Below are 12,301 nucleotides of genomic sequence, written 5' to 3' on the forward strand. Positions count from 1 at the left end.
GAATAGGATTTTTTGTGAATATATAGGTTGTTGAATGGTTTATATTACTATTCTATAATTATGATAAATAGTTAAAAATAAGAAAAGGTGACTCATATGACTACAGATAATAAATTAATGGTAAAAAAAATAAACTATACTGTAGAAAATTTAAATAACACTGTTAAAAAATGGGCGGAAGTAGAAGAAGCAAAATATCTGTTACGTTATCCAACTGTTTATATAATAAATGATAAAAAGAAACAACACGAAGTTAATATATATGTTGGAGAAACTGCGGATATCAATAGTAGAACAAAACAACATTTAAATGTAGATTCTAAAATAAAACAATATTGGTGTAATTTTTCTAATTCAAAAACTTCATCCATGTATGTTATAGGGCACCCTTTTTTTAATAAATCATTAACTTTAGATATAGAGAATAGGTTAATGCAATATTTATCTAGTGTAGATAATGTAAAATCAATTTTTAATAGTAGAACAAATCAACAAAATGAGTATTATACGTCAGATAAATTGGATGAAATATTTAATAATATATGGAACTCTTTACATAAAAAAGATGGCGATTTATTTCCGTTAGAAAGTGTGGTGAGAGATTCAGCAATATTTAAAGCATCTCCTTTTCATAAATTGACTCCTGAGCAAAATAAAGCTAAAGACGAAATCATTTCTAAAATTAAAATAGCCCTCCATCAACATAGTGATAATCAACTTATACTTGTAGAAGGAGAAGCGGGTTCAGGTAAAACGGTATTAATGAGCACGCTTTTTTATGAATTGAAGCAATTTGAAAACGACGATTTCATGGAAGATTTAGATGTACATCTTTTAATAAATCATGAACAACAATTGAAGGTTTATAAACAGATTGCTGAAAAATTGGGATTAACATCTAAAAATCACAATATCATAAAAAAACCTACTAGTTTTATAATAAATAGAGAGTCTAAAGATAAGGTAGATGTAGTAATCGTTGATGAAGCTCACTTATTATTGACTCAAGGAAAAATGTCATATAAAGGTGAAGGTCATTTAAAAGATATTCTTGAAAGAGCAAAAGTAGTAGTTGCAGTATTTGATAGTAAGCAAATACTTAGTAGAGAACAAATATGGGAATTTGATACTTTGAACGAATTAGTTGAAAGTACAAAGAAAAATGATAATCACATTTTACTGAAAAATCAATTAAGAATAAATAGTAGTGAAGAAACTGTTCAGTGGATTAGAAAATTAATTGATGAACAAGTTATTAATAAAATTCCATACGATAATAAGGGTTATGATATAAAAATATTTGATAATCCAAAATCATTGGAAAAAGAAATTAGGAAAAAAGCTAAATCAACTGAATCTGGAATTTCTAGAGTTTTAGCAACATTTGATTGGAAATATAACGGAAATAAAAAACCACAAGATGATGATTATTGGAAAGTTCAAATAGGTGATTGGTCGATGCCTTGGAATTTACAACTAAAAACATTACGTGGAGAGAAAAACTGGTCTTGGGCAGAACAAACAAACACTATAAATGAAGTAGGGTCTACATTTACTATTCAAGGATTTGATTTGAATTATGCTGGAGTAATTATTGGTCCCTCCGTTAAATTTAGAGGTGGCAAAATAATTTTTGATAAAAATGAAAGTCAAAATTCTAAAGCAACGCAAAATAGAACATTATCTGATAAATCGAAACAAAACTTTGCAGAAGAGTTATTGAAAAATGAATTAAATGTTTTAATGACACGTGGAGTTAATGGCTTGTATATATATGCAGTAGATAAAGAATTAAATGAAGCATTGAAAGAAGCTTATAAAGGGTGAGTTTATGGATGAAATTAAGAATTTAATTAAAGAAGTGAATAAATTTAGAGATGACCGTAATTGGAGGCAGTTTCATAATGAAAAAGATTTAGCTCTATCAATCTCATTAGAAGCTTCCGAGTTGTTAGAACTGTTTCAATGGAAGGAATCGGAAGAAGTAGTTCAAGACAAAAGGGTTAGGCTAGCAGAAGAATTAGCAGACGTATTAATATATAGTTATATGTTAGCTGATAATTTAGATTTTAATATAACTGAAATAGTTGAAGATAAGTTAAAGAAAAATAATATTAAATATCCTATATCAAAAAGTAAGAATAAAAAAAATAAATACAATAATTTATAAAGACTCCATAATAGGAGTCTTTTTATTTATCGCTAAAATCATTTAAGATATCACGCAGTTCTTTAATTTCTTCAGCGCTTAGTTCTTCATGTTGTGCAAAGTTAAGGACTAAATTTTTCATGTCTCCGCCATATAATTTATTGAGAAAGTTTTTAGCTGTTTTCAACTTAATATTATCTTCTTTAACATTAGATGAGTAATAATAAATACGATCAGCTTTATGTCGCGTCAAAATTTCTTTCTTATATAAACGCGTTATTAGTGTTCGAATAGTTTTTTCACTGATTTCTTTATATTGTTGAATCTCGAAAACAATTTCGTTAGCAGATGCTGATTTTTTATCCCATATTACATTCATAACGTCCCATTCGGCGGCGGTTATTTCGATTTGATTATTGAGCACTTAAAACACCCATTTCTTTTAATATTTCTTTGCTAATAGATTCAGCATTTTTCCCGAAGCATTTTTATCAGATAGATGTGTAGAGAAATAATATGTGTCCTGATTCGTTTTTACATAGCCGACAAACCATCCATTCTTATGTTTACCATTTACGATACCTGTTCCAGTTTTACCATACAACGCATAGTTATTGTTTTTATTAATCAATAATGATGAGGATAGTTGGTTTTTCTGTGCCTTACTAAAATGACTATTATGTTCCATCAAACGATCTAAAACGATGACTTGTTCAAGGTTAGAAATTTTTAGATCATTTTCCATCCAGTAAGCATTATAGTTACCCAAATTTTGATTTCCGTAATTTAATTGGTTCAGTTGGTTGGCTGTATAATTTTTAGGTATTTGATTACTAATACGTTCAAAGTACCAATTAACTGAATTTTGCAGTGCTGTAGTTAAATTTTGATTTTTATTCCACGAGGCAAAAGGATAATTTTTATGATCCCATTTTATCATTGAATTACTGCTCGTTATTACATTACGGTCTAGTCCGAACATGGCTAAATAAATTTTATAAGTAGAATCCGGAGAATATCTTTTTCTACTTTCTTGTTCATTATAAATATAATACTCATCTTTCTTCGAGCTATACATTACGAATGAACCTTTGTGTGTAGCAAAGTTTTTACTCTTATCAATGGTCTGATAATTACTCTTTAAAGGCTCCCTGTATTTATTATCGGTTAATGATTGTCCCATTAAAAACTGACTTTGGAAAATGATTAGAAATAGGCAAAATACATAAGTCAGTATCAAAATCGTTTTTGGCTGCTTTTTAAAATTAATTTTTTTGATATTAATAAGTCTTTTTTTGAGTAAAGTTTTTTCACCGTTAAATGCATGACTTAATATATTTTTATTGAAAGACTTAAATTTTAAGGCAGACATCATAATCGTCTCGGCATATGTTTTAAATTCATTTCTTTGAATATTTTTTAACACAAAGATATCAGCTTCAACTTCATTATCATCTGTCATCATACGTTTAACTATAGGCATCAATGGATTATAACTCATGATGATAGAAAATATAGTAAAGATAATTAAGTGTAACGTATCTTTATTTTTAGCATGAGCATATTCATGAAATATTATATATTTTAAGCTTTGTTCTTCCAAATCTTTAAAGTATGCAGTAGGAATTAAAATATAATATTTTCCATACCAAAAAGTTATTGGAGAGGTCACGGATGCTGATTTTTTAATCACAATATTAGGTGCTAATTGATAGTTATTTAGTATCTGAATTAACTTATAAGTCTCACCTTTATTTAAATTAGAACTTTGCTTTCTTAATTTATTAATATAAAGCAATGAATTTATAAATTTAATACTGAAAACTATGATTAAGACGATCCATAGTATTGTAAATATTGCGTCTATATATTCCCAGTTTACCTTATGAATATTTGTTGTTAAGTCTTGAACATGATTAGTTGTACTTATATTTTCATTTAAACGCTTAGTGCCACTACTTACATTAGTGTCTTGCTTATCAAAATTAGTAAATTTTGGCAAAGAGAATTTAAATGGTATGAAAGGGATTAGGCCTGCAATAATAGTGAGGTACCAAATTTTATAACTAAATCTGTAATTAAAATAGCGATCTAAAATATATCTAAATAATAATATTAATAGAAATATAATAGTAAAGCTCATTACACTTATTATAAGTAATTTAGCCACGTAGTCACCTTCTTTCAAGTACTAATCATAAACGATTGACAACAAGATTACAATTGTAATATCATGAGGCCAGAAAGATTACAACTGTAATATTAGGGGGATTAATATGAAAAAGTTAATAGTGTTAATCGTATGTGCAATCATTTTAAGCGCATGCAATTCAAAGGATTCACATGCCGATGAATTAAAAAATTTAGAAAAGAAATACAATGCTAATGTTGGTGTTTACGCATTAGATACTAAGAGCGGTAAGGAAATAAAGTTTAATGCAGATAAGAGGTTTGCTTATGCTTCTACGTCAAAAGCAGTAAATAGTGCAATGTTACTAGAACAAGTACCATATGATAAGTTAGATAAAAAAGTACATATTAATAAAAGTGATATTGTTGATTACTCACCTGTGTTAGAAAAATACGTTGGCAAGGATATAACTGTAAAAGAGCTTATTAAAGCTTCAATGATGTACAGTGATAACACAGCAAATAATAAAATTATTGATGAACTTGGTGGCTATAAACAAATTAGAAAAAATTTAAAAGAATTAGGGGATAACACGACTCAACCATCTAGATACGAGCCAGACCTAAATAATTACTCACCAAAAGATAAAAGAGATACTTCAACGCCTAAAGCATACGGCAAGACTATGAAGAAATTGATTGAAAAAGATGATTTAAGTAAAAAGAACATAGATTTCTTACTTGATTTAATGTTTAACAATAAAAACGGTGACACTTTGATAAAAGATGGGGTTTCTAAAAAATACAAAGTTGCAGATAAAAGTGGTCAAGCCCTAACGTATGCTTCTAGAAATGACATTGCATACGTTTATCCTAAAGGACAATCTAAACCAATTGTATTAGTTATTTTCACAAATAAAGATGACAAAAATGCTAAGCCAAATGATAAATTAATAAGCGAAACTGCTAAAAAAGTAATGAAAGAATTTTAAGGATCATAACGCCATAACGTATATAGAAATTATATACGTTGTGGCGTTTTTTATTATTAATGCTTACCTTTTATAAACGTGATACCAATAAAACTTAATAATGCCACAATGATACCACCTGAACCGAAAATAAGTCCCAAACTTACAATCGGAGTAAGTACACCAATTATCCCTAAAGATAATGTATCAGCTGCATAATTTGATGTTGAAGATAAGCTGAATACTTTGCCCATTAAATGCGGTGGCGTTTGTGTTTGTATAGCAATTGAACGTGTTAATCCTTCGATTGATTGTCCTATTCCAATAAGTACAGCTGCTAAATATATAAATATTGCGTTAGGTGAAATGGCAATTATAAATAAACCAATGCCCCAGATAAAAACGCCGATGCTAAATTTAAGAATAATATATTTGGCAGTTAATAATCCTACAATTAATGACATAATTAGCGAAGCTACACCTAAAAATGATGTTGCTAAACCATAGACTCCGACACCAGCATGTAGATTTTTAGTTATAAATAGTGGTAATGCAACACGCCATAAACCTGTGTTAATAGCGATACAGATAAATTGAATAATAATAATATAAGGTATTGTTTTTACTGTTTTTAAAAAGTTCCATGCTAATTTAAAGTCTTCTTTAGTATTCGTTGTTGATACATCAAGATGTTTATCTTTTTTAATTAATGAATTTGCTATAAAGCCTAAAAAGAGTAAGGCGCTACATATGTAAAACACACCAACATTACCGACTAGAAAAACCAACACACCAACGAATGCAGGTAACACAATATTTGAGCCGCGTTGTAAACTATCAATTAATGCATTTGAAGTTGCTAAATCTTCTTCTGTAATTAAATCTGGCAGTAATGCTCTGAATGCAGGATCAGTGAAACAGTTAATAATTGTAATAATAGTAGAAATGCTTAACAATGTTACGTAATTTAACGATGAAGTAAAGGCTAGTATAGGTATTAATAGGATAATAAAAGCTAAGACAAAATCTGACAGTACGAGTATTTTACGTTTATTATGTCTATCTGAAAATGCACCACCAAGCACGCCAAATAATATAAACGGTAGTGTCTGGCTCATTACCATAAGTGATAACTTCCAAGCAGAATGATGCGTAAGGTCAATCGTGAACCATATAAGTTGCAGTGAAAATAATACAAAGCAACTACTTCTAAGAAAATTACCTATTAATAAATAACTAAAGTTTTTATTTTGTAAAACCGTTAAATAGTTCATCGATAAAACCTTCTTACGTTTAAAATTACAATTATTGTATGAAATTTTTAATATTGATGTCAACTTAGTTTTCGATAAAAAAAGATCTAACCAAAAGTGGCTAGATCTTATAAATGTTCTCTTAATTGATATGGTTTTTAACAAATTCATGTACTCTGTCGTTCTCTCTGTCATTAGGTTCTGCATTGTAAATTGTTATTTCATATGAATTAGGTTGTAAAAGAGGGCGTCTCAAGGCACTAAATTTGCGATGATGTTCAGTTTTATCATGTTTATCAAATAATGTTTCGTTTTCCCATTTTTCTAAAACAAAGACTCCGTTATCATTTTCTGGATCTGGATAATGCATGTAACTAATGTTTCCAGGTTCTTTTCTAGTTTCTCTGATGTTTTCTTGGCAATATTCTAAAACTTCGTCGCGTTTACCTTCTTTGCATAGATAATAAGCTGTTACGATTAACATACTAGCATCTCCTCATTAGTCTTTTGATAACTTATAAATATTTTTTATACCACTCTAAGGCTTGGGTACTTGATTGGTCAAAGTTCACATTATAAGGGTCGAAGTGACCGCCAGGCATGATATTTAAAGACTTAGGTTCAAGTGCTGTCTCATAAGCTTGTAAAGCTAAATCTGAAGGTGTGATAATATCATCTTTAGCAACAAGCATTAATAAAGGTTTAGGGCTAATAAATGGAACCATATTTCCAGGGTTATAATACTGAGAAAACTCAACTGAGCGCAAAGTTACTTTATTTACAGCATTGTTATATTTTTCGTGGCCATCTCCATACCAGTCGATAGCATCTTGTGAGTTATATATGCCTTTATCGTTGTTAAATTCAGGGATTACTTTAGTATAAGTAGGAGCTTTACCTTGCTGACGATTTATTCTATCTTGAGCAAATTCATCTTGTTTTGCTTTTAGTGCATCACCAGTCATACGGCGCTTACTTGTTTCCGAACCGCTTATCGTTGGAACTTGGGCAACGACACATTTAACTCTAGCATCACTTGCACCAACCATTAATACATGACCGCCACTGTAACTAGAGCCCCAAATACCAATGCGATTAGCATCTATTTCAGGTAATGTAGATGCATATGTTATCGCATGCTTATAACCTTCTATTTGTTCCCAAGGATTTATTTCGTAGCGCGGTTCACCATCGCTGTCACCAAAGTTTTTATGATCGTATACGAGTACAGCATAACCATTTTGGGAAAATTTACGCGCATAGGGTGCTAACCCCATTTCTTTTATAGCTGAGAAACCGTGGGCCATGATAATACATGGTAAAGGTTTTGTACGTTCAGAAGGTAAGTATAGCCACCCTCTTAAAGTTGTACCATCAGCGTTAAAACTAATGTCAAGCATTTCAATATTTGTGTTATTTTGTTGAGTCAATTTGTTCATCTCTTTTTTTAAAAATTTAATAAAACGTTCTAACATTAATGTTAGAACGTTTATATTGTCAGTTCAAATTATTTACTTTTAAACATGTATGCTAAAACACCGATTAAACTAAATGTAAATACTGCAAATACGATGTTCATAATTACTAAAGTTTCGATAATTACTGAGTCTTTACCTAAACGTTCAAAGGCGTTTTGTTGCATTTCTTGTTGTGTATTCCAATCTCCTTCGGCACGTGAAGGTTTTTCTTCGATATCTTTTTCCATTCTGTCATCAATTCTACTCATCATGAATCCCTCCATTTTGTTACTAATAATTATTTTCCCTATAAATGAGCATATAAATCATACACACTTTAGATACTAATTAAGAGGGAACTAATCTAAAAACAGCCAATAATAAAATATTTAGTTAAAAATTTGAAAAAATAGATGAATTTAAAGTTTTTATTGTTCGAAATAGGTTATTGGAATATAAATTAATTTTAAAGAGGTGTATGACTATGTCTGAATTTATATCAGCTTTAGCCGGAGGTCTTATAGCGCTAATAGGAGTTTGGTTACAATTTCGCAAAGAAGATAGGGATAAACGCATTGATTATGAGAATGACATAAAGAGTATGATTGATTTAATCGTCTATAAAGTAGCTAGAATTAGAAACACTGAATTGGATGAAAAAAGAGTTTTGAAAAGTCGAGACTATACATCTGAAATATTTTTTGAAATCGAAAGTGATTTTAAAAATTTAAATGATCAACTTCAAACACTCATAATGAAATTGAGCCACCATGATGATAATTCTAGTTATCTTTTACAGGACTTATTGAGAAGATTTGCTCCACTAGAAATACAATTTAAAAATTTCAAAGTAACTTATAAAATATATGATAATAATTTTGAAGAAAAGAAAAAGGAGTTAACCTCTATAATTGGTTCAAAAGTTAAATTAGATAAAGAAGTTCGTGAATTTATATTGAAAATGAATAACTTTGCACGAAAGAATTATAATCATAAAATACTTGAACCTGATATTAGAAGTTATGAAGAAATAAAATCTAAAAATAAATACACTTTTAATGAATAAAATATAACGTAAGGGATATGTAGTTAATTTAAATAATTACATATCCCTTTAAAATTCTTTAAGATTCTAGTTTATTAATCGCCACGTCTAAGCCAAAATAGTCGTACAATAACTGGCGGTAATTACTAGAGTTTACTTCTTGTTGTTCCTTTTGACCTTGTTTCGTTAATGTAAGGTGATTGAATGACATAGTTGCTCTACCAAATGATTGTGGCTGTGTCACAAGTAGACGTTGAACGAAAATTGATTCTGGATTTGATTGGTTATAATTAATATTGTCTTCAAATTCATCGATAGATCTTGCTATCAACTCTGCTTCGTATAGCGTTTGCCATTCGTTAGCTATTAATTTTTGAAGGTGAACATTATTTTCTTCCATTAAAATGGCACGAAATTGTCCGTTAATATCGATAACAGGTTCTGCATTCTCTAAAGTCGTGATGCGTAAGGCTTTTAATGGCAAGTCTCCGAAACCTACATCAGCAATGTATTGATTGTCGCCAATAGTTACGACTGTAGACATATGAGAACCATGTGGGCTACGACCGCCATCAGGTGTATGAATCGTTGCCGATATACTTTCTGCAGTATACCCTTGTTGTATTAAATAGTATTTAAACAAAGTGTTTAATTCATAACAAAAGCCACCACGATGATGATTAACTACTTTATCGAAAAGGTGATTAATATCGACTGATATAGGTACACCATTTTGAACGTCTATATTTTCAAAAGGGACAGTGAACATAAAATGTTGTAAATAATAATTAAGTGCGTCTAATGTAGGTTTGTCATACATATTGCTATCAATTTTCAAATGCTGTTCGAATGCTTTGATATTCATAGATTATAAGCTCCTAATTAAAGTGTTTGTGTAATAACTTAAGATTATAGCGTTAAATTCTTTATTACAAATAGAACGATTTAGAATTATAGGTTTGAAAACGTTTAAATAGGATAAAAGAATAAAAATTATTATTTTGTTAATCTACATAATAATTTTCCACACTCAAAACAGTAAAATTATAAAATTGTAGCCATTTGTAATTGTTAGTTAATTAAAAATGGTATTTGAGTCGTAAATTTTGATATCACAATGATGGAAATAACAGGGTTAGTTCCATTTGTATTTTTGTAACAAAAATAAACAATGAAAGGGTTTTGACTATGATTAAAAGAACTGGTGAAAAAGTATTAACCTGGATAGGAATTGTAGTACAATTACTACTTGTTATTGGACTAGCAATTACATCATTATTCATGGGTAACTCAAGTTTCAAAGATGAAGTTACGACAAGTATTCAAGAAAACAATCCATCTGCGACATCGTCGGATGTATCAAGTATGACTGGCATGTTATCAAGCTTTGTAACGTCTGGTATTGTAATCAGTATAATTGTATTAATTTTAGCAATTATCGCTGCGTTACTTATTAAAAAGAAAGCGAAATTAGCAGGGGTAATCTTATTAATTTTAGGTATTGTATCTCTATTATTTAACTGGATTAGTGCCATTTTATGGATTATCGCAGGTATTATGTTACTTGTAAGAAAACCTAAACCTTCTGATGATTCACATGGTCCAGATGGTCGTGAAGACGATATTCATAACGCTAATGAATCAGATGATAAAGGCCATGACGGTCATAAAGGTTCAAATAAAAAAGCAACAGGCGCAGCGGTTGGTGGCGCAGCAGCTGGTGCAGCAACGACTGGTGCCGTAGCAGCTTCTCCTAAAGAAGATAAAGACGATGTACAAGAACGTAATGACGAACATAAACATGGCGATAAATCACAATCACATGATAATAATCGTCAACAAGACGCTTATGTTACGAATAACAAAGGTAACGACAAAGATAATGTTGGTAGTCAAAAACATGAAGATGAACGACATGGAGAACAACGTAATAATGTGACTGACAACAAAGGTAACGACAAAGATGTTGTTGCTGGCAATAATCATGGAGACGAAGACTATACAAATCAACAACGCAACGTTACAGATAACAAAGGCAACGACAAAGATGTTTATTCAAATGACCGTCGTGAACAAAATAGTCGCCAAGATGTCAATAACAATGACAGAACAACAACAGACGGTAGTAATGATGAAACTTACAATGCAAGTACAAGCATTGATGATCGTCAACACGATCCAAATGAGCAGGCACGTGATACAGAATTTAAAGGTAATGATACAAACGCAAGCACAAGTAACTATCGTGCAGGCGAAAGACAAGATACTACAAATTCTGACGTTACAGACAATAAAGGTAACGATAAAGACTCAGCTTATGCTTATCGCCATGTAGGTGAAAATCAACACGAATCATCTTACAACACTAGTAATGACAATCAACAAAATCTTAATACTAGTAACGATAGCGTTGATGATCGCCAACAAACAACAAGTGACAATTACAAAGGTCATGATACAAATGTTAGTTCTAATAACTACCGTGGTGGCGAACGTACGCAAAACGTTACCAATGCCGGTGTGACTGACAATAAAGGTAATGACAAAGACTTTAGTTCGACGCAACAAAATGATAATACGTCAGCAACTTCTCAAGATAATGATGATAGATCAAATTATCATTCAGGCGAAACAGATAGCCAAGGTGTACATGAAGATATTAATGATAGCTTCCATCAATCTGGTGAGCGTCCTTCAAGTCAAGGCGAAAAAGTAGATGCAAGCACACAACATGATATTGAAAGTCAGCAATCTTCATCTAGTTACGTAACAAATAACCAAGGTAATGATCAAGATTTTGGTAACACTAGTGGTCACGAAGGTAGAAATACTGCGAATCAACAATTTAGCAATCAAGGTGATCAAGAAGTACATGAAGATATGACTAATAGTTTTGAACAAACTGGTGCCAGTGAGCAATCTTCACCAAGTCAACGTCAATATGACGACAATCATGGTCAAGATGAAAAAGTGGAAGCAAGTACACAACACGATACAGAAAGTCAACAATCTGGACCAAGCAACGTAACAGAGAATAAAGGTAACGACAAAGATATTAGTAATCGTGATAGTCAAGAAACACGCGACAATTCTAATTTACGTCGCAACGTAGAGAACACGACAGACGTAAATTCAAAAGAGCATCGCGTCGACGACCAACAAAAATCAGCTTTCGACGATGAAGGTTCAGCTAATCAAGAAGATAACTATAATAATAATCTATTCAAAAATCGTGTGAATAAAAATAAAGACGATGCTGAAAAAGATACAGATTCAGAAGATTATAGATTCTAATA

General features: G+C 30.7%; 11 protein-coding genes and 1 pseudogene. 5 read left to right on the top strand and 7 right to left on the bottom strand.

What is annotated here, in order from left to right:
* The first annotated feature begins 96 nt into the window (after positions 1-96).
* A complete protein-coding gene (locus C7J89_RS02505; protein ID WP_103295917.1) occupies positions 97-1,827 on the top strand; it encodes a DUF2075 domain-containing protein in 1,731 nt (576 codons plus the stop codon).
* Positions 1,828-1,831: 4 nt separating this feature from the next.
* The gene (locus tag C7J89_RS02510; protein WP_103295916.1) at positions 1,832-2,170 is read left to right on the top strand and encodes a nucleotide pyrophosphohydrolase; all 339 of its coding nucleotides are present in this window, start codon (positions 1,832-1,834) and stop codon (positions 2,168-2,170) included.
* Positions 2,171-2,192: 22 nt separating this feature from the next.
* Here C7J89_RS02510 and C7J89_RS02515 read toward each other — a convergent pair whose 3' ends face one another.
* Positions 2,193-2,573 carry a BlaI/MecI/CopY family transcriptional regulator gene (locus C7J89_RS02515; protein WP_103295915.1) on the bottom strand — a complete coding sequence of 127 codons (381 nt, stop codon included), beginning with the start codon at positions 2,571-2,573 and terminating at the stop codon, positions 2,193-2,195.
* Positions 2,563-4,319: pseudogene (locus C7J89_RS02520) on the bottom strand (BlaR1 family beta-lactam sensor/signal transducer). Before C7J89_RS02520 ends, C7J89_RS02515 begins: the two are co-directional and overlap by 11 nt.
* A 106-nt stretch (positions 4,320-4,425) precedes the next feature.
* On the opposite strand from C7J89_RS02520, the gene bla reads away from it, so the two are divergent.
* Positions 4,426-5,271, top strand: a complete 846-nt coding sequence (bla, locus tag C7J89_RS02525; RefSeq protein WP_103294596.1) for a BlaZ-like penicillin-hydrolyzing class A beta-lactamase — start codon at positions 4,426-4,428, stop codon at positions 5,269-5,271.
* Between the two features lie 56 nt (positions 5,272-5,327).
* Here bla and C7J89_RS02530 read toward each other — a convergent pair whose 3' ends face one another.
* From C7J89_RS02530 to C7J89_RS02545, 4 genes are all read right to left on the bottom strand, one after another.
* On the bottom strand, positions 5,328-6,524 hold the full coding sequence (locus C7J89_RS02530) for an MFS transporter (RefSeq protein ID WP_103294597.1): 1,197 nt from the start codon (positions 6,522-6,524) through the stop codon (positions 5,328-5,330).
* Between the two features lie 121 nt (positions 6,525-6,645).
* The gene (locus C7J89_RS02535) at positions 6,646-6,987 is read right to left on the bottom strand and encodes a putative quinol monooxygenase (RefSeq protein ID WP_103294598.1); all 342 of its coding nucleotides are present in this window, start codon (positions 6,985-6,987) and stop codon (positions 6,646-6,648) included.
* 31 nt (positions 6,988-7,018) lie between these two features.
* Complete coding sequence (locus tag C7J89_RS02540) at positions 7,019-7,933, bottom strand: alpha/beta hydrolase (protein ID WP_211295551.1); 915 nt, start codon at positions 7,931-7,933, stop codon at positions 7,019-7,021.
* Between the two features lie 77 nt (positions 7,934-8,010).
* Positions 8,011-8,229: a hypothetical protein gene (locus C7J89_RS02545; protein WP_061853922.1), complete on the bottom strand. Its 219-nt coding sequence runs from the start codon at positions 8,227-8,229 to the stop codon at positions 8,011-8,013.
* 215 nt (positions 8,230-8,444) lie between these two features.
* On the opposite strand from C7J89_RS02545, the gene C7J89_RS02550 reads away from it, so the two are divergent.
* Positions 8,445-9,026, top strand: coding sequence for a type I secretion system protein (locus tag C7J89_RS02550; RefSeq protein WP_103294599.1), 582 nt, complete (start codon positions 8,445-8,447; stop codon positions 9,024-9,026).
* Positions 9,027-9,084: 58 nt separating this feature from the next.
* Here C7J89_RS02550 and C7J89_RS02555 read toward each other — a convergent pair whose 3' ends face one another.
* Entirely contained in the window at positions 9,085-9,870 is a 786-nt protein-coding gene (locus tag C7J89_RS02555; protein ID WP_103294600.1) for an arylamine N-acetyltransferase family protein, read from the bottom strand.
* Between the two features lie 323 nt (positions 9,871-10,193).
* Between C7J89_RS02555 and C7J89_RS02560 the strand changes: the two genes are divergently transcribed.
* On the top strand, positions 10,194-12,299 hold the full coding sequence (locus C7J89_RS02560; protein ID WP_103294601.1) for a DUF4064 domain-containing protein: 2,106 nt from the start codon (positions 10,194-10,196) through the stop codon (positions 12,297-12,299).
* Positions 12,300-12,301 lie beyond the last annotated feature (2 nt).

Origin of the sequence: Staphylococcus kloosii, assembly GCF_003019255.1 — a bacterium.
Classification (GTDB): Bacteria; Bacillota; Bacilli; order Staphylococcales; family Staphylococcaceae; genus Staphylococcus; species Staphylococcus kloosii.